The organism is Gilliamella sp. App2-1 (genome assembly GCF_001690255.1).
Classification (GTDB): Bacteria; Pseudomonadota; Gammaproteobacteria; order Enterobacterales; family Orbaceae; genus Gilliamella; species Gilliamella apicola_G.
Genome location: NZ_LZGR01000048.1, coordinates 87,403 through 108,695, shown reverse-complemented (window position 1 = coordinate 108,695; position 21,293 = coordinate 87,403). Strand labels below are relative to the sequence as shown.

19 protein-coding genes and 2 pseudogenes are annotated in these 21,293 nt (G+C 35.3%); 10 read left to right on the top strand and 11 right to left on the bottom strand.

Features of this window, described 5'->3' with window-relative positions:
* The 3 genes from A9G22_RS06825 to A9G22_RS06815 all read left to right on the top strand — a co-directional run.
* On the top strand, positions 1-597 hold a 597-nt coding region (locus A9G22_RS06825), incomplete at its 5' end, for a tRNA-dependent cyclodipeptide synthase (RefSeq protein WP_141669998.1).
* Between the two features lie 23 nt (positions 598-620).
* A complete protein-coding gene (locus A9G22_RS06820) occupies positions 621-1,802 on the top strand; it encodes a cytochrome P450 (RefSeq protein WP_075508562.1) in 1,182 nt (393 codons plus the stop codon).
* 1 nt (position 1,803) lies between these two features.
* Positions 1,804-3,168, top strand: coding sequence for an MFS transporter (locus A9G22_RS06815; protein WP_065586987.1), 1,365 nt, complete (start codon positions 1,804-1,806; stop codon positions 3,166-3,168).
* 862 nt (positions 3,169-4,030) lie between these two features.
* Here A9G22_RS06815 and A9G22_RS11115 read toward each other — a convergent pair.
* Both A9G22_RS11115 and A9G22_RS06800 read right to left on the bottom strand, forming a co-directional pair.
* Positions 4,031-5,180: pseudogene (locus A9G22_RS11115) on the bottom strand (IS3 family transposase).
* Positions 5,176-5,310 (bottom strand): annotated as a pseudogene (locus tag A9G22_RS06800) (transposase); the annotation flags it as partial. The pseudogenes A9G22_RS06800 and A9G22_RS11115, both read right to left, overlap by 5 nt.
* Before the next feature lie 122 nt (positions 5,311-5,432).
* Between A9G22_RS06800 and A9G22_RS06795 the strand changes: the two are divergent.
* Both A9G22_RS06795 and A9G22_RS06790 read left to right on the top strand, forming a co-directional pair.
* Positions 5,433-6,257: an IS3 family transposase gene (locus A9G22_RS06795; protein WP_081296988.1), complete on the top strand. Its 825-nt coding sequence runs from the start codon at positions 5,433-5,435 to the stop codon at positions 6,255-6,257.
* A 13-nt stretch (positions 6,258-6,270) separates the two neighbouring features.
* Positions 6,271-6,486, top strand: coding sequence for a hypothetical protein (locus A9G22_RS06790; protein ID WP_075508561.1), 216 nt, complete (start codon positions 6,271-6,273; stop codon positions 6,484-6,486).
* A 99-nt stretch (positions 6,487-6,585) separates the two neighbouring features.
* Here the strand turns inward: A9G22_RS06790 and pgl are convergent, their stop codons facing one another.
* The 4 genes from pgl to A9G22_RS06770 all read right to left on the bottom strand — a co-directional run bounded on the left by pgl (position 6,586) and on the right by A9G22_RS06770 (position 10,272).
* Entirely contained in the window at positions 6,586-7,284 is a 699-nt protein-coding gene (gene pgl / locus A9G22_RS06785) for a 6-phosphogluconolactonase (RefSeq protein ID WP_065586990.1), read from the bottom strand.
* A gap of 13 nt (positions 7,285-7,297) precedes the next feature.
* The gene (gene zwf, locus A9G22_RS06780) at positions 7,298-8,758 is read right to left on the bottom strand and encodes a glucose-6-phosphate dehydrogenase (protein ID WP_065586991.1); all 1,461 of its coding nucleotides are present in this window, start codon (positions 8,756-8,758) and stop codon (positions 7,298-7,300) included.
* A 171-nt stretch (positions 8,759-8,929) separates the two neighbouring features.
* Positions 8,930-9,214 (bottom strand): 50S ribosomal protein L25, encoded by a 285-nt coding sequence (gene rplY / locus A9G22_RS06775; RefSeq protein ID WP_065586992.1) that lies wholly within the window; start codon positions 9,212-9,214, stop codon positions 8,930-8,932.
* 185 nt (positions 9,215-9,399) lie between these two features.
* Entirely contained in the window at positions 9,400-10,272 is an 873-nt protein-coding gene (locus A9G22_RS06770) for a D-hexose-6-phosphate mutarotase (protein WP_065586993.1), read from the bottom strand.
* 194 nt (positions 10,273-10,466) lie between these two features.
* On the opposite strand from A9G22_RS06770, the gene hemW reads away from it, so the two are divergent.
* Positions 10,467-11,594, top strand: a complete 1,128-nt coding sequence (hemW, locus tag A9G22_RS06765; RefSeq protein WP_065586994.1) for a radical SAM family heme chaperone HemW — start codon at positions 10,467-10,469, stop codon at positions 11,592-11,594.
* A gap of 254 nt (positions 11,595-11,848) precedes the next feature.
* Here hemW and A9G22_RS06760 read toward each other — a convergent pair whose 3' ends face one another.
* Together A9G22_RS06760 and A9G22_RS06755 are read right to left on the bottom strand one after the other, a co-directional pair.
* On the bottom strand, positions 11,849-12,817 hold the full coding sequence (locus tag A9G22_RS06760) for a sugar kinase (RefSeq protein WP_065586995.1): 969 nt from the start codon (positions 12,815-12,817) through the stop codon (positions 11,849-11,851).
* Position 12,818: 1 nt separating this feature from the next.
* Positions 12,819-13,646 (bottom strand): DeoR/GlpR family DNA-binding transcription regulator, encoded by an 828-nt coding sequence (locus A9G22_RS06755; RefSeq protein WP_176700244.1) that lies wholly within the window; start codon positions 13,644-13,646, stop codon positions 12,819-12,821.
* Between the two features lie 345 nt (positions 13,647-13,991).
* Here A9G22_RS06755 and A9G22_RS06750 point away from each other — a divergent pair, with 345 nt between their 5' ends.
* The 4 genes from A9G22_RS06750 to A9G22_RS06735 are packed head-to-tail and all read left to right on the top strand — an operon-like array spanning position 13,992 to position 17,703.
* Positions 13,992-14,846, top strand: coding sequence for a tagatose bisphosphate family class II aldolase (locus tag A9G22_RS06750; protein ID WP_065586996.1), 855 nt, complete (start codon positions 13,992-13,994; stop codon positions 14,844-14,846).
* 11 nt (positions 14,847-14,857) lie between these two features.
* Positions 14,858-15,778 (top strand): 1-phosphofructokinase family hexose kinase, encoded by a 921-nt coding sequence (locus A9G22_RS06745; protein WP_065586997.1) that lies wholly within the window; start codon positions 14,858-14,860, stop codon positions 15,776-15,778.
* Between the two features lie 11 nt (positions 15,779-15,789).
* Complete coding sequence (locus A9G22_RS06740; RefSeq protein ID WP_065586998.1) at positions 15,790-17,208, top strand: PTS fructose transporter subunit IIC; 1,419 nt, start codon at positions 15,790-15,792, stop codon at positions 17,206-17,208.
* Positions 17,209-17,265: 57 nt separating this feature from the next.
* On the top strand, positions 17,266-17,703 hold the full coding sequence (locus A9G22_RS06735; protein WP_065586999.1) for a PTS sugar transporter subunit IIA: 438 nt from the start codon (positions 17,266-17,268) through the stop codon (positions 17,701-17,703).
* Between the two features lie 423 nt (positions 17,704-18,126).
* Here the strand turns inward: A9G22_RS06735 and ribD are convergent, their stop codons facing one another.
* The 3 genes from ribD to thrC all read right to left on the bottom strand — a co-directional run bounded on the left by ribD (position 18,127) and on the right by thrC (position 21,223).
* The gene (ribD, locus tag A9G22_RS06730) at positions 18,127-19,236 is read right to left on the bottom strand and encodes a bifunctional diaminohydroxyphosphoribosylaminopyrimidine deaminase/5-amino-6-(5-phosphoribosylamino)uracil reductase RibD (RefSeq protein WP_065587061.1); all 1,110 of its coding nucleotides are present in this window, start codon (positions 19,234-19,236) and stop codon (positions 18,127-18,129) included.
* A 14-nt stretch (positions 19,237-19,250) separates the two neighbouring features.
* Positions 19,251-19,703, bottom strand: coding sequence for a transcriptional regulator NrdR (nrdR, locus tag A9G22_RS06725; RefSeq protein WP_065587000.1), 453 nt, complete (start codon positions 19,701-19,703; stop codon positions 19,251-19,253).
* A 230-nt stretch (positions 19,704-19,933) separates the two neighbouring features.
* Positions 19,934-21,223 (bottom strand): threonine synthase, encoded by a 1,290-nt coding sequence (gene thrC / locus A9G22_RS06720; RefSeq protein WP_075508560.1) that lies wholly within the window; start codon positions 21,221-21,223, stop codon positions 19,934-19,936.
* Positions 21,224-21,293 lie beyond the last annotated feature (70 nt).

The following is a 21,293-nucleotide window of genomic DNA, read 5'->3' as shown; positions in this document are numbered from 1 at the left end:
TCCAAATTTAATGAAAATTACATTAAAAATATGTTGGAGTGGGGGTTTGATAATTATGATCATGTAGATGTTTTACATCCACATGAAGAGGCTAAGTATCTTTTAATAGGAGCTGGAGATAATGAGGTAAAAGCACGTAAAAAATCACGAAAAGAATTTTATCGAATTGAAAGAGCTATTAATAATTATTTATCAATGTCTGGTCATGATTTTTTTGCAAAAAGAATATTAAAATTTTCCGATTTTTATGCTGACGAATTGTATAAAAAAAATGTAGAGATAATAAAAGAAGATTTTAAAAATAATGAGAATTTTCACTCATTATGTATAACTCAGTCATATAAAGCTATTTTGAATAGAAAAAACGCCATCAGTAAAACATCTGAAATAAAAGAACAGGATATTATTATTGCTACAGAATATATAATAAGAGAAATTCCTTTTATTATTTCCCCTTCTTTATTGTCATCTTCACTAACTAGTCTGCATATATCTTATTACTGTTCATGGCCAATAGCTGATTATGTTTATGCTGGAAAGTTAAGTATCAGCCCTAGTTCAGATACAAAAATTATTGTTAAAGATCATTCAATTTAATTATTAAGTAATATGGAGGTAATATGTTGACTATGAACAATCATTTTCCAGGAGTGTTGTCTGATGAATATGGACAAGATCCATACAAATATATTGATTTATTGGATAAAACGGAGAACGTTATTTATGACAAAACTTTAAATGCGCATTTAACTATTAGTTATGATGCTGTTCGTAGCATACTTGGAAATTCAGTATTATTTTCAACAAAACCTTTATCTAAAAGAGCTGAGCCAGTAATGAGGGGAAAAGTTCTGGCTCAGATGGAAGGTAATGAACATAAAATAAAAAAGAGCATGCTCTTACATCAGCTTACCGGTCGTGTGTTGAAAGATTATTATCCCCCCAAACTGACAAATCTATGTGATTCATTGTTAACAGAAATTATAACTAAGAACAAATTTGATTTTATTTCTGATTTTGGTAATAAATATGCTTTATTAACAACATTCAATATCATTGGTATTGATTATAATAAATTAGACTGGTATCTAGAAAGATTAAAACTCATAGTTCAATTTGCGACTGGGTTTAATCTTTCAAAAGAGACTGAAGATATCGCACTATTTGCATCTGAAGAATTGGAAAAAGTGATATTGGATTTAATCGATGAACGTAAAAAGTGTGCTGGAGATGATATTATTTCTTTTATTATTCATAATAGTAATGAAAGTGAAATATTAAGTGATAGTGAGATAGTCGCACTTTCATTAAACATTTTACTTGCAGCTTCAGAACCAGTTGATAAAGTTTTAGCAAATTGTATCTATCACCTTTATAGAAATGAATCTTATATTGATCTAGTTATCTCCAATGATTGCAGCACTAATAGTATCTTGCAGGAAAGCTTACGAATTACACCACCTGTTCATTTAATTCCACGCCAAGTCGAGGATGATAGTTGTGTTGAAGGTGTTAACTTAAAAAAAGGAGATTTAATATTTTCCTTAATACCATCAGCAAATAGAGATGAAAAATATTTTGAACACCCAAACACATTCAATCCACGAAGAGAATTTAAGGGACATCTTTCATATGGAGTGGGAATTCATGCTTGTATTGGTGCTCAATTTGCAAATATGCAATTAAATATCGCCCTTCAAAAATTAGTTTTAATACTTAAAAATTATAAAGAAATTACACCGCCAACGTTCGGTGGAATATATACGCGAGGCGCAACTCAATATAATCTGGAAAGAGTTTAATATGAAGCAATCGATTGACCTGACAACCTCAGAAAGAAAGTTAGTGTTTGCTATGACACTATCTAGTATATTGCCATTATTAGATAGCAGTATTGTTAATGTTATTTTACCCTCAATTTCGAATGACATTAATACCTCTTATGCTTATATGCAATGGGCTGTTACCATATATATGCTTGCTTGCGCAGCTGGCATATTACTATCACCTTATGTACATGAAAATTTTGGACTCAAGAAAGCATGGGTATGCTCAATTTTTGTCTTTCTTGTTGGTTCTATATTAGTTGGATTTTCATATAATCTGGTTTCTTTAATCTTGTATAGATGTCTACAAGGTTTTGGTGCAGGAATTTTAATTCCTATTACTCAATCTACAATAGCAACTTATTTTGGTAAGGAAAGACTAAAGCCGGTTATGGCATTGATTGCTATTCCGTCAGTCTTTGCCCCTGCACTAGGGCCAATTTTTGGAGCAATCATATCAGAACAGTTAAATTGGAGAATAGCTTTTTTTATCAACATACCTTTAGTACTTATGGCTTTTTTATTTGGTAGAACGACAATGCCTGATAATAAAACGTCTAAATACAATATGAATATTTATGTATTAATGACATTTTTAATTGCTTTAATAATATTTTTCATCTCTATTAAAAATATCACTTCTGGGCATTTTTTTGATATTTTTAATATTATTATGCTAGTTTTAGGTATTGGTTTGATGCTGGTTTCGCTTATTATTAATAACAAGTCAGACAGTAAACTGATCGATTTAAGTTCATTTAGTTGTATTCAATATTCGTTCGCAATAATTATGGGATTTCTGACGTCACTTATCTTTTTTGGTTTCATGATTTTTTTTCCTTTAATACAAGCAATAAATGATAATATATCTATTACATATATTGGTATGTTGCTAGCTCTACAAGGTGTAGGTGCCTGGTTGGCTAGAAAATTTATTTATAAATCTCTAAGTGAGATAAATTCATTTCTAATTATTGGTGTAGGATTAATAATATCAGCAATAAGTATATTAATAATTCAAGTAGGTGGCAACGCCTTTGAAATTATCGGTTTTACTGTTCGAGGTTCCGGATTAGGCGTCGCCACGATTGCTGTTCTCTCTTCTCCATTTGAGTTCTGTGATAAAAATCAAATTAAGGACACGAGCGCTATCACGCGTGTTACACAGCAAATTGGTGGTGCATTTGGAGGCGTACTATCAGGAATATTAATCAACCTCACTCAACATCAAATAATTTCAATAAACTGCGCTTATCAGGCAATGTTTTTTGTGTCTCTGGCTTTTGGTTTTCTAGCGGTTATTGTCTATATTTTCTTTGGCCGAGTGAATACAAGGATTTAGCATACAAAAAAACGGAACATGTGAGTTCCGTTTTTTTCGCTTATTCAACGATACTGCTAAGCCACTTATTCAGTATTGAACAATTGAATAAACTATAAAGAGTCTCAACCGCTGACGCAGGTTTCAACTTGAATAAGGTATTTTTTCTGTTTAAACTAATTTTCTAAACCACTTACACAGTGTAACGGTATACTTTTCTTGCAGATATTCTTAGCGGTATGAAAAAGCATCAACTAATAAGATTATCCCGTGACAAGACAACTAAGTAGTAAATTTAAAAGAGAATGTGCAGAATTAGTTCTGAATTCTATATTTTTGGCAGGAATACCTTGTAGATATCTGCTCAGAACATCATGCACTAACATTCGGGTTACCAAATATTGGTGTTTATACTTGTCAAAGTATAATTTTGCCACTGCTCCAATTCCTGATGATTCAAAAATTGGACATAGTTGGTCAAAGCAAAATCGGGATTTATTTCCTCATTATAGGTAAACCAGATGTGTATTTCATTTTCTGCTATCTTCATAAAGCTTTCTACTTATTCTTTGGTTTCGTAAATACGGTTTAATTTGAAACTCCATTGACTGAACTAATCCAAGCTCATCTTTCAGGCAGCTTATTGAACTTTGATATCAAACTAGAGTTATCTGTACAGCAGGAAAGGCGCCTAGAATAGGGAAATGGCGATAAATAGTCACTTATCTAGAGGTATTTAGGTCTAAATATAAGCCCAAATGCCTCAAAAAAGCACGGTTAAAAATTTAGTTTGAGTGAAGCTTTACCGTACAAAGGTCTCAATAAAAATCAAAGTGGTTTATACATATGGTAATTTATCAGTACCTTGATCCTCGCCAAAATATTAGACAGTGCCCGCTTCTATCATTTTTTCGTTTTGGTAATATTGTTGTTCATATTGTTCAGGTGATACCCAGCCATTAGCTGAATGACGACGTATCCGATTATAATAGATTTCAATATATTCAAATAGTGCTTTATTAGCCAGTTTCCTCGTTTTGTAGTAACAGTCATGAATAATATGTGTTTTGAGTGTATGAAAAAACTCTCAACAACCGCATTATCAAAGCAGTTTCCTCTTCGACTCAGGCTTTGCCTTAGCCCATATTGTAACAATAATTGCTTGAAATCAGCACTGCCATATTGGCTTCCTTGGTCACTATGGATGAGTACATTTTTAGGAAATTGACGCCCAAATAAGGCTTGTTTTAATGTATTACACACTAAATGGCGGTCTATGTAGCGACTCGTTTGCCTAGCAATCACTTTTCGTCCATATAAATCGATAATCACCGACAAATATAACCAACCTTCACCCGTTTTAATATAAGTAATATCGGTTACCCATGTCGTATTCGGCTTATCAGGGTTAAATTGCCTATTTAACGTGTTGGGCGCAATATTGTGATGAGCCGTATCTGTTTTATACTTGAATTTACGTGCTGCTTTACTCCGTAATCCCAATTGTTGCAAAACACGGCTAATTGTCCTTTCTGAAACTTGATAGCCTGCATCCCCCTAGCATCAAGTAGCCTCGGTGACCCCCAAATGGGCCTTATGGTGCCAATACTGCTTTTGGATATACTCGCTGAGTTTGGCTGATTTGTTTGCACTTTTTAACCAGGCATAATAACCCGATGAACTGACACCAAGTAACGAGCATATCTTAGTAACGGGATAGCAGGTTAAATGATTTTTCATATAAGCGTACTTCACCGACTTGGATTATTGATGAAGTACACATGCGCCTTTTTTAGTATATCATTGGCCATTTTCAGTTCTTTAATCTCTTTTTCTAACGCCATAATCCGCTGTTGCTCAGCCGTTAACTCTCGACGGCTGGTTTTATTCGGGGAAAGTTGCCTAATCCATTTATCTAGGGTTGATTTACCCACACCTAGATGGTTGGAAAGTTCGCTAATAGAAAGGTGTGCATGAGATAATGCATAATCAACTGGTTGTTGTTTGAATTCGATACTAAATTTTTTAACCATGATATTTATCTCGCCATTTATAGAAAGTTGAATTTCCCATGCCATATTTACGGCAAAGTTCCTTGACAGGGATACCAGCCTCAGCTTCTTTTAAAATAGATACAATCTGATGTTCAGTCATTTTTTTCATGGTTAAATCCTCAGTGGATTAATAAAGAGAATTTTCTACTCTTTTGCTGTACTATTTTAAGGGGTAGTTACAGAACTGAGCTTAAAATCCCAGCTTCAGGAAGAAATCATAAAAAAGCTTTAGTGCCCACAAAGGCACGTAAAACGTGGGCACAGCAACTACAACAAAATCATTCTGTTACTATTGCTATGAGTTGTGCCATTGTTGGCTTAAGCCGTTGTGCTTACTATTATCAACCTAAATTACTGGATGATTCGGTGATAATATCAGTATTAAGTACTATCACTGACAAGCATTTACGCTGGGGCTTTCCCAAATGTTTTAATCGCATCAGAAAGCTTGGCTATAAATGGAATCATAAGCGTGTTTATCGAGTGTATTGTGAGTTAAAACTTAATATTAGGGCTAAACGTGAAAAACGTATCCCCCCACGAACACTAGAAAAGCTATTGGTTCCTAATAAACAAGGTGAATGCTGGTCAATGGATTTTATGAGTGACAGTAGTGGTAATCAACGTCGCTTTAGGACATTCAATGTCATCGATGACTTTAATCGTGAGGCGCTAGGCATTGATATTGCAGTAAGCTTACCGGTAGGGAGAATTACCCGTTATTTAGATAAACTGGCCGAATATCATGGGTATCCATTAAAAATACGAGTCGATAATGGGCCAGAATTTACAGGAAAAACCTTTATAAACTGGGCTAAATCACATGATATAGCCATTGATTATATCCAGCCCGGTAGTCCTTATCAAAATGGCTATATTGAACGATTTAATCGTACCTATCGCACAGAGGTATTAGATTTATATTTATTTAATAATCTGGAACAAGTAAGAAAGGTAACCGAAGAATGGCTAACCAGTTATAACACCGAAAGACCTCATGAAGCACTAAATAATATGACGCCGATTGAGTATAAAACACTAAAACAGGCAGCTTAATTTTCTACGTGAGTTGTGTACTGGGTTTGGGGTATTTACAAAACCACCCTATCAGATTACCCACTCGACTGAACAAAAGGCGATTTTAGATAATAGCCAAGAGTGGGGCGTGATTGATGACGAAACGGGTGAACTTATCGACTATGGTCAATTTAAAAGACCCAAGAAAAAAGCCAGCCGAAAAACAAAAACAGCAAAACAAGCAGAAAAGCCCATAAAAGAGGATTAATTGGTAAGGTCAAAGCACTGCTGATCCAGTGCTTTGGAAGCAAAATTTATTGTAAAAATTCATTACCGACGCAAGTTGGCAAACAAAACGGAAGAAAATTTAAGATGCAGTCCAAAACCCTGTGACATTCACTTTGTCCTGCTGCAAAACAGCTCGAATAGGCATTTGATTAACATTATGATCTTTTTCGGCTTGTTCTAATACCTGCATTTTACTTTCACCAACTAAATGTAGATAGATATTTTTACTATTTAAAATAGTAGGTAACGTTAAAGTAATACGATCAAGTGGCGCTGTTAATGGTGTCATCCCGACAACTTTTCGACCTGATTTCATATCTAAACCGGCCGCTAAATTAGCTGCACCTGGAAATAATGAAGCGGTATGTCCATCTTCGCCCATACCTAAAACAATTACATCAAATGGCATCGGAATTTTATCTAACATCTTGTCAGTCATTTCGGCGCCATCAAATGGATTATCACAACTGTTTTTTAAACCGACAAAATTAGCCAATTTTGCATTGTTTTGTAATAGATGCGTCATCACTAACTTTTCGTTACTGGCATCATTAGTATCATCAACCCATCTATCATCCACCAACGTAATAAAAACTCGACTCCATTCTATATTTTGTTGACTCAGTGATACAAATAATGGAATAGGTGTTTTACCCCCCGAAACCGCAATAGAAGCATGTCCTTTTTGTACAATGGCCTGTTTTAATTCATTGACGATATGTGAGGTTAAATCTTCGATCAATAATTGACTATTTTGATATTTATTTAACGTAAACATAGTTATTTTTCCTTTATTCAAATTCGTGCCATGAATGCCCATCTTTAGTGATTAAGGCAACGGATGCGACTGGTCCCCAAGTTCCAGCTTGATAAGTTTTTGGTGGTTCTTTTTCTGTTTCCCATGCACTAATAATTGAATCAACCCATTTCCATGCAGCTTCAACTTCATCACGATGAACAAATAACGCTTGGCGCCCCCGCATAACTTCAAGTAATAAACGCTCATAAGCATCAGCGCTTTGTTGGTGAAAAGTTTCGCTAAAACTTAAATCAAGTTTCGTGGTTTGTAAATTGTGAGTACTATCTAATCCCGGTACTTTGTTTAAAATTTCAATATCCATTCCTTCATCAGGTTGTAAACGAATCGTCAATTTATTTTGTGGTAATTGTGGATAAAATTCACTAAATAAATTAAGCGGTAATGGTTTGAAATAAACAACGACTTCAGAACATTTGCTCGGTAAACGCTTACCTGTACGTAAATAAAATGGAACGCCCGCCCAACGCCAGTTATCAATATCAACTCGAATCGCAACAAATGTTTCGGTATTGCTTTTTTGATTTGCGCCGTCTTCTTCTAGATAGCCCGGTACATTAACACCATTAACAAATCCTGCTGTATATTGTCCACGAACTACTTTTTCGCGTATATTGGTTTTATTAATTGGCCTAAGAGCATTTAGTACGGCTATCTTTTCACTACGTAAGCTATTATCTTCTAGGTTAGCAGGTGGTGACATGGCAATCATGGTTAATATTTGTAATAAATGATTTTGCACCATATCACGCATTTGGCCGGCTTTATCAAAATACCCCCAACGACCCTCAATACCTACTTGCTCAGCTACCGTAATTTCGACATGATCAATAGAATTACGATCCCAAAATGACGCAAATACTGTATTGGCAAAACGTAAGGCTAAGAGATTTAGTACTGACTCTTTACCTAAATAATGATCAATACGATAAACTTGTGATTCACTAAAGAATTTAGCCACCGAATCATTGATTTCACGAGATGATTGCAAATCAGTTCCAAGTGGCTTTTCCATCACAATGCGGTTTTGTGATTGATTTAAACCTGCAGCAGCTAGACCTTGGCAAATAGTTCCAAAAGCACCTGGATGCATTGCAAAATAGAAAATAGCGGGATGACCTGAATCAAGTTTATTTTTCAATCCTGCAAAACCCGCGCTATCATTAACATCTAATTTATGAAAATCCAATCGTTGACTAAATCTCCGCCAAATACTATCGTCTAACGGCTCCGGCATAAATGAGATGAGTGCATCTTTTGCAACTTCACAATAAGCAGCATGATCCCAATCAGCACGTCCTACGCCTAAAATCTTGGTTTGTTCAGGTAGTTTTCCATATTTTTCTAGTTGATATAAAGACGGTAGTAATTTACGTCTTGTCAAATCCCCTTTAGCACCAAAAATAACTAAATCGCAAGTTGGGATATCAGACATGGTTTTCTCCTAGGATGGTATAATGTAATTATTCTATTATGTTGGATGGTTAGTGTACAGGTTAAATCATAACAATAGGCATTAGCCTACATTAGCTCTAAAACAAAAAGGTCACCACAGTGGTGACCTTTTGCTTGAAACAAAGAATTGGATAATATTCCAATACATAAATTATACGCGTACAAAATCCATATGAACTAATTTTGGTTTAAATGCATGACGTTGTACTGCTTGTACTTTTACTTTAACTGCTTTTCCGTCAACCTCGATAGTTAACACTTCAGAATAAAAATCTGGTTTTTCTTGCATATTAAAGATTTGGTTGTGATCAAGCACAACAGAGATTGCAGGTTCAGTTCCACCATAAATGATGGCTGGGAATTGACCAGCGTGACGCAGGCGGCGGCTCGCACCCTTACCATGCTCTTTTCTAACTTCAGCTTTGAATGTAAACATATTTATTTCTCTTAATGATTTAAAATAAAAGCCAATTACAGGCGACCCAGTAGTTGACTATCAAACTAGCACTTTAAAAAGTGGTGGGTGTGGATTATAAAGTGTTATCCCTGTAAACGCAATCAATTAATCTTATTACAAATGAGTAAAACATTGATTGCGTATGTGGCATAAATTATGAACGCTTAGAGCAATTCTATGCGAAAACCATAAGTAAATTTCTTATTGGAAGATAATTTCAATGGTTTTGTGATACAACCGGCTTCGACACAAACCATTGATTTATATTCATCATCGCCAAAATCCTCCATGGCTTTAGCTTTATTTATCCATGGATTCCAAGTAACTACATCACTGACATTAGTGTTGGTTAATTGAATTGTTCGGATGCCATCAGTTATCGTTAGTTGTTTACTCGCATCAGTATAAATACGGTCGACTTCTTGATTAAAAGTTAATTGGCCTACTGTTGCTGGTTTGTTTTCAACTGCAAGTCGTTCTTGATAAGTTTCACCTAAACCTTTGACCACAACATGGTCAATGTTATCAATACCAAAATAAGTATGTAGCGCACTAGTTATATCAAAGTCAGCATAACAGCTTAAAGTAACTTCACAAGTTTTACCTAAATGAAGATTTAATGACACAGTAAAAGGTTGGTGACAATAAGGTTCTGTCTGCTGATTATTAGTAAGAGACAATATGAGATCAACGCCATTATCATCCTCTTTACAAGAGTCTAATTTCCATTCAACAATACGCGCAAAACCATGAGAAGGACTCCCTAATTGACCAAACCAAGGCCAGCAAACGGGTACCCCTCCTCGAATAGCCACCCCTTGTTTAAAATTTGTTTTGTCGCTTAGCCAAACAACGGGGGTTTGTTCAGTAGCGGGTTGCCAAAATAACAAATGTGCACCTTGTAATGTAACCGCTGCCTTGCAAGTTTTATGGTGAATAACCACAATAGGGAGTTCACCATAAGTCGATTGCTTAACCGATGGGCTTAGTGATACGCCTGATAAGCCACTATCTAAAATCGCTTTATATATACTCATACTTACTCCTAAATAATAGATTTAATCAATAATTAATATCGGAATATATCGATAATTGTACGCTTTTTAACTTAATAATAAAAACACTATAGATGCCAAAAGCTTTTTTTAATAAACTGGAGTAAAATGGCACGCTATCAAAATAAGATAATATAGGTTATTTTTGTTAAAAAGTTTCAGGAAAGACTACGTTTATGTATAAAATCCCAATGAGCTTGTATATTCATATGCCATGGTGTGTACAAAAATGTCCTTATTGTGATTTTAATTCACATACCGTAAAAAAAACGCCAGATTATGAAGCTTATGTAGAGCATTTGATTAAAGATTTACAGCATGATGCTGTTTTTTGCTCAACCCGCTCAATTTATTCAATCTTTATTGGCGGAGGTACACCGAGCCTGTTTTCTGCTGAATTGATTGATAAATTATTATTGAATATAAATAAGATTATCCCCATAAATAAGAATGCAGAAATCACCATTGAAGCCAATCCAAATTCTGTAGATATAGAAAGATTCAATGGTTATCAGCAAGCAGGTATAAATCGAATATCAATTGGTGTGCAAAGTTTTCAAGCCGATAAGCTGGTTAAATTAGGGCGGATACATGATCCCAAAGAAGCAATCACAGCAGGAAAACTAGCCCAAAAATTAAATTTAAGAAGTTTTAATTTAGATTTAATGCATGGATTGCCAAATCAAAGTATTGATGATGCCATATATGACTTAGAACAAGCCATTGCTATCGCGCCGCCTCATTTATCTTGGTATCAATTAACTATTGAGCCCAATACACTATTTGGATCAAAACCCCCCGTTTTACCAGATGATGATAAACTTTGGGAAATTTATCAACGAGGTCATCAATTATTGACAAGCCATGGTTATCAACAATATGAAACTTCGGCTTATTCTAAAGAAAATTTACAATGCCAACATAATTTAAATTATTGGCGATTTGGCGACTATTTAGGTATTGGATGTGGTGCTCATGGTAAATTAACACAACCTGATGGCAAAATTATTCGCACCATAAAAACGCGTCACCCAAAAGGGTATTTAGAAGGACGTTATTTAGATAAATATTATACGGTACCGGAAGAAGATCTGCCCTTTGAATTTTTTATGAATCGTTTTAGGCTTTTTGAACCAACGCCTAAACACGAGTTTGAACAACGGACTTCTTTACCTTTACAAACAGTTGAGAAACAAATAGCGACTGCCATTGGAAAATGCTATTTAATTGAAGATAAACAAAACTGGCAAATAACAGAGCATGGAAAGCTATTTTTGAATTCGTTATTAGAGATATTTCTATAAATAAATTATTGATATATATAAACCTATAATTAAATCATATTAATATTTACAATTATTTAACATAATAGGAGCTAACTATTTAATCAATAATTCACATAACTTTACATACATTTATCCAAAAAACGTGCATAATATCTCTCGACAATGCATTTATTTCATTGTTTTTCCTATTCCTTATGTTTTCCCAATAACTTTGTTATTGGGATTTTTTTGCCTGTAATTTTGATAACCCCATTGCTTTAAGCTTTTAATTATTACTTGATAAAAGCACAAGAAAGAAATTGTTTTAGTTCAACTAATGTGGAAGTTCCTTCCATAGGACCTTTTTTAGATACGGCTAATGCGCCACTCGCATTGGCATATTGCAATGCTTTTTCGACTGAATAACCTGCCAACATTAAACTGATAAATGTTGCACCAAAACAATCTCCCGCGCCTGTTGGATCAACGGAGTTTATTGTATATCCCCCAATGTGCAATATTTGTAAATGACCTTGCTTATCAATTCCATAATAATTAGCACCTTTAGAACCGCCTTTTACCACAATGTGCTTAATTCCTTTGTTAAGCAAATTAATCATGGTTTGTTGCTCACTTTCACCATTATGGTGAGAAAAATAACTAACTTCACTTTCACTCGGTAAAAAGATATCGGTATATTCCATTATGTAATCAAAAGATTGCTCCATTTCGGGTATATCAAACATCTCTTTACGTAAGTTAGGATCGAATGAAATTGTACCACCTTTATTTTTGATAATATCTATTGCTTTACGCATAGCATCAATCACGCGAAACGAATAAAGCGATGACCCCATTACATGTAAATGAGTACAATCTTTTAATAAGTTTTCATTAATATGATTAAATGAAAGTAAACCACATGCGCTATTTGGAATATTAAAAATGAAATCTCTTTCGTTAGCACCTTTATAAGTAACAAATGCACTGCCGGTATTGGCTTTATGATGTGAAGTAATGCCATCAATAATTACACCGTCATTTTTGAGGCGACTAATACACATTTTGCCAAAGGCATCTTTTCCGACACAACTAAAAAAGACAACAGGAAAACCTAATTTTGCAACTTGATCTGCAAATATTGCGGGAGCACCACTAACAAAAGGACCGATAAACTCTCCTGTTTGATCGAAACGTTGATTTTGTGTTTTCGCCAAAAACTCAACCAACAGCTCACCTATCGTGCAGATTTTAAAATGCATATTATGTCTCCAAGATGTTTTGATAAGTCACACAATATTTATTGGAAATCAGCTGATCAAAATGAGTATCTAATAATTGTTGATGATATTCAGTCACAGCCGGTCGTGACAAAACCACCATATCAATATCAGTTAGTATCCCAATGCTATTGTTATCATTATGGGCGATGCGTTGTGGCAAAATGCCGATAGTATGTGCCGCTTTTTTCATTATTTGTTGATACGTTTTAACTTGTTCTAAATTTTCAATAATCAATTGATTATCAGAATTAATTGCACTTAATTCAATGATAAAATGCGTCACTGAAAATTGATTCAAGACAAAGTTAATCATCTTGTTATCTTGCAAAATATTGCCATCAAGTAACACGCCACCAACAACAATCACTTCAGCATCGGTAAATTCTTTTGCTAATTGTGCGTTACTAATATCATTCATAATAAGTATTAATGATTTTTTGCTATGTAAAAATGGAATCAATTTCCTTATTAAATTGCCATGGCTTAAAAACAACGTATCACCATCATTAATATAACTTAAGCAGACTTTGACTAATTCAATATCACGACAATCACTAACACTTTGTGTATAACTTGGGGTAATGGTACTAGCCTGATTAAACACACTCTCTGGAGCAATATAAATCGCTCCACCAAAGGATCGCTTTAAATATCCTTGCTGCTCTAAATAAGTTAAATCTTGACGAATAGTCACATTCGAGACTTGAAGCAATTCTGATAACTCATCAACTTTAACTTCGCCTTGCTGACGAACTATTCCTGCAATTTGCAATCGTCGCTTTAATAGGGCTGAAGATGCTCTAGCCAATTTGATTTCCCATGCTGTAGATAAAAATAAAGAAGCAGTGATAATAGAATTAATCCTATACTTGGTCAACATCAAACTAGATCAATGTTTTACCTTATAAATCATATTAATAATGCTTAACATATTCTTTATTCGGCAGCCCCTATATACATATTAACCATCAAAACGAAAATTTATAAATTATTTTTATTTCGTTTCGAAAGTAAAGTTGAATTTTGTGATCTATCTCACGTGATTACCACTAGAATAACTTACGTTTTGAAAGTATATTCATTAACAATAAATTTCAAAAAGAAAGTTATTGGCCCAATATCAATCGAAACCAAATTATTAAGGGAAAGTCATATGTCTATCATTTCAAGCCACAATATGTTAAAAAAAGCGCAAACAGAACACTACGCTGTACCTGCCTTTAACATCCATAATTTAGAAACCATGCAGGTTGTTGTCGAAACTGTCGCCGAATTGCAGTCCCCTGTCATTTTAGCAGGCACACCTGGGACATATAGTTATGCCGGAACAGAAAATATTATTGCCATTGCTGATGAGTTATCGAAAAAACATAACATTCCATTAGCAGTTCATTTAGATCATCATGAACAATTCGACGATATAGCTTATAAAATTAGCGCCGGTATTCGCTCGGTGATGATTGATGGTTCACATTTCCCATTTGAAGAAAATATTGCGATTGTTAAACATGTGGTGGATTACGCCCACCGTTACGATGTCAGCGTTGAAGCTGAACTAGGCCGTCTTGGCGGCGTTGAAGATGATCTCGTTGTTGATGCAAAAGATGCTTTATATACCAATCCTAAGCAAGCAATAGAATTTATTGAAAAAACAGGAATTGACTCTCTTGCTATCGCCATAGGAACCGCACATGGTCTTTATAAATCAGAACCAAAACTAGATTTTGAACGCTTATCAGAAATCCGTTCAATGGTTGATATCCCCCTTGTATTACATGGTGCATCTGGCGTGCCAGAAAAGGATGTCCGTGAGTGTATTCGACGTGGCATTTGTAAAGTCAATGTCGCAACCGAATTAAAAATTGCATTTTCAGATGCCCTAAAACAGTATCTTATTGAACATCCTGATGCTCATGATCCTCGTCACTATATGAAACCGGCAAAAGCAGCAATGAAAGATATTGTCAAAAAAATTATTGCGACATGTGGATGTGCTGGCAAATTATAGAGGTTGAGATGATGATCTATACATTAACACTTAACACGGCCATCGATATGAATATTCATTGTCATGGGCTTAACCCTAATAGCGTCAATCGCACATTACACACGAAATATAGTCCCAATGGTAAAGCAATCAATGTTGCAATTGTCTTACATAACTTTGCTAAACCAACTTGTGCACTAGGCTTTTTTGGCGGGTTTTCAGGTAAATATATTACCGATGAACTGACAAAAATGCAGATTGAAACAAAACCCTGTTTTATTGACGATATTACCCGTATCAATATTTTTATTAATGATGGACAAAATGAATATAAATTGGTGAGTAAAGGTCCATTTGTACCGAACGATAAAAAAATCGAACTGCTTACTATCATTGAATCATTAGTCAACAATAGCTATTTAGTTATCAGTGGTAGTTTACCCAATAATGTTGAGCCTGAATATTATGAAACTATTTTAGATTTATGTAACAAAAAAAATATTCAAGTTATTCTTGATATTAGTCACAAAAAATTAAGCCAGTTACTTACCTACAAGCCACTATTAATTAAACCTAATGATGATGAAGTCAAAGAGATTTTTGGTTTTGAAACCAGAACCACATCACAAATCATTACCACGCTAGAAACGCTACACGTGCAAGGTGCACAAAACATTTTATTAACCATGGGGGCTAAGGGACTCTACTTTTCTAATGGGGTGCATATTTGGTATTGCAATGCTGTAGCAATCAAATTAATCAGCTCTGCTTGTGCTGGTGATGCTTCACTGGCGGCTTTTCTTAGTGAATGGTTGCCTGAGCAACAACATATTGAAAAATCAATGAAAAAAGCATCTGCGACTGGTGCTAACGTGGCCGAATCAGATGGATTAGGTTTATTAGATAAAGTCAATATTTATATGGATCAGCTTGAAGTGACCCAAATAAAGTAAGAGGGATTATTATGAAAAAAATATTAGCTGTAACAGGCTGCCCAACGGGCATTGCCCATACCTATATGGCAGAAGAAGCCTTGAAAGCGGCTGCTGAAAAAGCAGGCGTTGAAATTAAAGTAGAAACCAATGGTGCAGGTGGGGTTGATAATGCCATTACCGATATAGATCTTGCGAGTGCAATGGGTGTTATTATAGCAGCAGATAAAGATGTCAATCCAAACCGTTTTGATGGATTGCCTGTTATTGAAGTCCCTGTCAAAGATGGTATTCATAAAGCAGCCGCACTAATTGAACAAATCACTTCAGGTAAGGTTCCTATCCGCAAAAGCGATAAAAACGACACCAAAAACTCGGTTTCACCATCTAACCCAATAGATGTAAAAGAATCGATGGGTCGACAGATTTATAAACACCTTATGAGTGGTGTCTCTAACATGTTGCCTTTTGTTGTTGCTGGTGGGGTATTAATTGCACTCTCTTTTTTATGGGGGATCTATTCAGCAGATGAAACCAATGCACAATATAATGAATTTGCTGCATTATTGATGAAAATCGGCGGCCAGGCATTTGGTATTATGGTGCCAATCTTTACCGGTTTTGTCGCTTACTCTATAGGAGGAAGACCTGGAATGGTTGCCGGTTTTGTTGGCGGATTGATTGCCAATATGACCGGAGCTGGTTTTTTAGGTGGCATTATTGCTGGTTTTGCTGCGGGTTACTTGATGCTTTATGTCAAAAAGTGGTTAGGCTGCTTGCCTCGTTCATTTGAAGGACTAAAGTCTATTTTTATCATGCCATTAATCGGTGTCTTTGTGATCGGTGCCGGCATGTATTTACTAGGCGGACCGATTGCAACCATTAACAATGCCATGAAATCATTCCTTGAATCATTACAATCCGCTAATCCTATTTTACTTGGTATAGTAATTGGAGCCATGTGCTCTTTTGACTTTGGCGGTCCTGTCAATAAAGCAGCCTATGTGACTGGCACCATGCTACTAGGTGAAGGTAACTTTTACTTTATGGCTGGAGTTTCTGCTGCGTGTATTGTGCCACCTTTTGTGATTGCTTTTTCAACGACTATTTTCCGCGACAAAGCATTTACTGAAGAAGAACGTGCAGCCGGAATGGTAAACTATATTTTAGGTTCAACGCACATTACCGAAGGCGCCATTCCTTTTGCGGCAAAAGATCCATTACACGTGCTCCCAATCATGATGCTATCATCGGCCATTGCTTCTGTATTAACTTTCTTAAGCCAAATTCAAGTCCCTGCTCCCCATGGTGGTTTTTTAGTACTGCCATTGGTAAATAAACCTTTTCTCTGGGTGGGTTGTATTTTCGCTGGTGCACTTATTGGTGCCATATTATTAGGTTTAATACGTATTCATCAAAATCGACAATTAGCAATTAAAGTCACAGTATAATTAACCAGTTGATATATCGATAACTTTTCGGTATATCAAAATTAATAAGGACGACAAATGAGTCATTTAAAACTGACAACTAATGATATTTCAATCATAAGCGGATCTCACTCTAAGCAAGAAGCCATTCAGTCAATATCTGAAGCGATGATCAAAGCCGGTTTAGTTAAAGATGATTATACCCAAGCTATGTTTGATCGTGATGCGCAAATCTCAACCTTTTTAGGTAATGGCATCGCAATTCCGCATGGTACCACAGACAAACGTGATAGTGTCATCGAAACAGGGCTAAAAATAAATTATTATCCTGAAGGAATCTATTGGGATGAAGATAACAATATTGCTTATGTTGTCATAGGGATAGCAGCAAAAACCAATGAACATCTAGATATTTTACGGCAATTAACTCGTGCTGTAATTGCTGAAGATACCCTTGAACGCATTAAAGCAATTAATACCACTGAAGATTTATTAAAAATATTACAAGGTAGTTGATATTAATCATCCCATGATGAGATTGTATTCTCATTCATGGGATTGATGTTTTTATGTTACTTAATACTAGTTGGCATTAGCTGTTAAGCTTAATCTTTGATTTAAATATAAAGTTATTTTTAAGATTTGAAATATTTAAACCTATTATCGATAATGCTCTTATTATCTATTTCCAATAATACTAAATTCCTTTTAAAGCTAAGACTAAAGACAATAAATTGTTCATCGATGTCAAAATAGTAACATCTATAATCTTCATAGTTCATAGATATGATATTTAAATATCTAGTTGCGATTGAAGGTATCAGTTAAAAACAAACAGACATCCTAATTTAAAATCAAAACCCAGATTTGTAGTTTTATAATCAATCCCATTTTAGCTTTTGACTATATCGCTTAATAGATGATTTTTTGTTAATAGAATTATATCCGTTTTAAAATAACTCGCAGATCTTCGCCTACCATAACAACCGATTCAAATCGAAAATTTGGCGCCATTGATAGATTTTGTAAGTTAGGTAATATACACATATCTTTTGCATTATGACCAAGTAATTTAGGTGCGTAATAGATAATCAATTCATCAATTAAGTTTTGTTCTATTAGAGCACCAGCTAGCTGAGCACCCGCTTCAACCCAGACAGAATTAATACCTTTTTGACCTAAAATTGTCATTAAATGCACTAAATCAATATTATTTTTTGGTGAGGATTCAACTATTAATTGAGTGTTAGGCTTATTGATGGAAATAGCTTGCTTCCGCACTACCCATATTTCGCCTAATTGCTTAAAAAGATTCTCATCACCGGTTAATTGATTTTGGCCATCAATAATGACACGAATAGGCTGCCGAATATTTTCGGCGGAATAAACTTGTTTTATATCATCAGGTAACTCAGCATGTCTAACCGTTAAACTCGCGTTATCGGTTTGTACCGTTATGCGGGTACTTAAAATACAACTTGCCTGTGCCCTAAACTGTTGTACATCTTGTCTTGCCGCGCTTGATGTGATCCATTTGCTTTCGCCCGATGCCATTGCCACTTTACCATCAAGAGAAGTGGCAAGTTTAAGTTGTACATATGGAAATCCTGTTCGCATTCGTTTTAAAAAGCCTTGATTGAGCGTTTCAGCCTGCCTATCGAATACCCCAACAACCACCTCAATTCCCGCATCACGCAATCGTTTTATACCATTGCCCGAAACATTTGGATTGGGATCTTGCATGGCAATAACAACACGTTTAATTTGCGATTTGATTAGGGCATCGGCACAAGGTGGCGTTCGACCAAAATGGCTACAGGGTTCTAGTGTTACGTATGCTGTTGCATCTTTAGCATTATTCCCGGCCATTTGTAGTGCATAAACTTCAGCATGTGGTAGCCCTGCTTTTTGATGATAACCTTTACCAATGATTTGATTGTCTTTTACAATCACACAACCAACATTAGGATTTGGTGATGTGGTAAAACGACCAAGCTTAGCTAGCTCAATCGCTTGTTGCATATAAAAATAATCATTGTCGTTTATCATCGTCATCTGGGGTATTATTTCTGTTGTAACTTGGCAATTTCATTACTAAATTGTTCGATATCATCAAAACTAAAATAGACCGAAGCAAAACGAATATAAGCAATTTTATCTAAGTTTTTGAGTTCTTCAATCACATAGTCACCAATTAATTTTGCTGGAACCTCGCGTTCACCGGTTGCTCTAAGTTTGGATTTTATACGTGTTATCGCATCTTCAATGGCATCAAAACTCACTGGGCGTTTTTCAAGTGCCCTTTTGATACCATTACGTAATTTATCCTCATTAAATGGTTCACGAACTTTATTGCTTTTAATGACATTAGGCATAATTAATTCAGCAATTTCAAATGTGGTAAAACGTTCATTGCACTCGACACACTGGCGACGGCGACGAACTTGATATCCTTCACCGACAAGACGTGAATCAATCACCTTTGTATCATCTGCATTACAAAACGGACAGTACATAACAATATCCTTATAATGACATAATTAAGCTTACAATAGCTGAAAATTTTAATTTAAACAAGGTTGATTAGTATCTTCTATTTTTAGATAGGGTGGTACAAGTAAATTTAAGCATTGAAAATGAAGATGATGACTGTGAGGATAAAATTGGCTAGTCAATGAAGTAAACAAATAAGGGGCACTATCATTAAGTAAAAAATGCCGTCGCCTATTGGGCAACGGCACAATATTTACCAATCTAAGTTAATTAAAAAATCACGTAATTTGGCAAAATCATCAGGCATATTATGGGAAAGTAATGTCATATCTGCACGTTCCGCTAGCGCTTTTGGCAGTGGAATTGACTTGCCAAGAATATCTTCAACCACCTCTTTAAATTTAGCTGGATGCGCCGTACCTAAAAATAGACCATATTCACCGTCTTGCAGTTGATCACGTAATACACGGTAAGCAATTGCACCATGGGGCTCTGACAAATAATTTTTTTGATTAAGTTCACGAACGGTCTGCTTAGCAACTTCATCAGACACAGCAGCATGACCAAGTGATTTAAGTGCCCAACCTTCTCTTTTATAAATTTCCTCAATTCGAGGCCAATTATTAGGTTGGCTAACATCCATTGCATTAGATAGCGTTGCAACTGTTGCGTGAGGTTCCCATTTTCCGGTTTCTAAATATCGTGGTACGGTATCATTCGCATTTGTTGCAGCAATAAAGCGTTTAATTGGTAAACCCATTGTTTTTGCAAGCAAACCAGCTGTTAAATCACCAAAATTACCACTTGGTACTGAAATCACAAGTTGTTCACGTTGCTTAGGCGTTAGTTGTGCATAAGCTTCAAAGTAATAACAAATTTGCGCTAGCAATCGGCTAATATTGATAGAATTAGCAGAATTCAAACCAATGTTAGTTTTTAATTCCTCATCATCAAATGCTTTTTTAACTAACGTTTGGCAAGCATCAAAGTCACTTTGAATCGCAATAGTATGGATGTTATCACCAAGTGTACAAAAAAGTTTTTCCTGTAATGGGCTAATTTTTCCCGCGGGATATAAAATTACGACCCGAATATTAGGTAAATGATAAAATGCATGGGCGACAGCGGCTCCAGTATCACCAGATGTAGCGGTTAAAATAGTAATTTTTTTATCTGCTGCAACTTGGACTAATGCTTGCGCCATAAAACGTCCACCAAAATCTTTAAATGCGAGCGTTGGCCCGTGATAGAGTTCTAGGGAGCCAATATCTGCTTCTACCGATTTTACAGGGGCAGGAAATTGGAACGCATTGTTAACAAGCCTATGCATATCATCAAAGCTGATCTCATCACCAATAAAAGCAGATAAGATTTTAGCACTACGAGTCACAAAATCGAGTGTTAATAATGATTCAATTTCGTTTATAGAAAACTTAGGTAGCTCTTGAGGGAAGAATAAACCTTGCCCTCTTCCTAATCCTTGTTGCACCGCATCAGCAAAACTAACTTGCTGGTAATGATCTTTTAAGTTATACAATTTCATAATATATTCCAGTTATCTTTATGCTTTAATTTTGTGCTTTTTCTGATATTAACTTAATCAGCAAAAAGTT

What these genes read in the sequence shown, in the direction of transcription:
- A9G22_RS06820 (WP_075508562.1), top strand. Translation starts at nt 621, where the DNA reads ATGTTGACTATGAACAATCATTTTCCAGGAGTGTTGTCTGATGAATAT.
- A9G22_RS06815 (WP_065586987.1), top strand. Translation starts at nt 1,804, where the DNA reads ATGAAGCAATCGATTGACCTGACAACCTCAGAAAGAAAGTTAGTGTTT.
- pgl (WP_065586990.1), bottom strand. Translation starts at nt 7,284, where the DNA reads ATGTTTACGTTAAATAAATATCAAAATAGTCAATTATTGATCGAAGAT.
- zwf (WP_065586991.1), bottom strand. Translation starts at nt 8,758, where the DNA reads ATGTCTGATATCCCAACTTGCGATTTAGTTATTTTTGGTGCTAAAGGG.
- rplY (WP_065586992.1), bottom strand. Translation starts at nt 9,214, where the DNA reads ATGTTTACATTCAAAGCTGAAGTTAGAAAAGAGCATGGTAAGGGTGCG.
- A9G22_RS06770 (WP_065586993.1), bottom strand. Translation starts at nt 10,272, where the DNA reads ATGAGTATATATAAAGCGATTTTAGATAGTGGCTTATCAGGCGTATCA.
- hemW (WP_065586994.1), top strand. Translation starts at nt 10,467, where the DNA reads ATGTATAAAATCCCAATGAGCTTGTATATTCATATGCCATGGTGTGTA.
- A9G22_RS06760 (WP_065586995.1), bottom strand. Translation starts at nt 12,817, where the DNA reads ATGCATTTTAAAATCTGCACGATAGGTGAGCTGTTGGTTGAGTTTTTG.
- A9G22_RS06750 (WP_065586996.1), top strand. Translation starts at nt 13,992, where the DNA reads ATGTCTATCATTTCAAGCCACAATATGTTAAAAAAAGCGCAAACAGAA.
- A9G22_RS06745 (WP_065586997.1), top strand. Translation starts at nt 14,858, where the DNA reads ATGATCTATACATTAACACTTAACACGGCCATCGATATGAATATTCAT.
- A9G22_RS06740 (WP_065586998.1), top strand. Translation starts at nt 15,790, where the DNA reads ATGAAAAAAATATTAGCTGTAACAGGCTGCCCAACGGGCATTGCCCAT.
- A9G22_RS06735 (WP_065586999.1), top strand. Translation starts at nt 17,266, where the DNA reads ATGAGTCATTTAAAACTGACAACTAATGATATTTCAATCATAAGCGGA.
- ribD (WP_065587061.1), bottom strand. Translation starts at nt 19,236, where the DNA reads ATGATAAACGACAATGATTATTTTTATATGCAACAAGCGATTGAGCTA.
- nrdR (WP_065587000.1), bottom strand. Translation starts at nt 19,703, where the DNA reads ATGTACTGTCCGTTTTGTAATGCAGATGATACAAAGGTGATTGATTCA.
- thrC (WP_075508560.1), bottom strand. Translation starts at nt 21,223, where the DNA reads ATGAAATTGTATAACTTAAAAGATCATTACCAGCAAGTTAGTTTTGCT.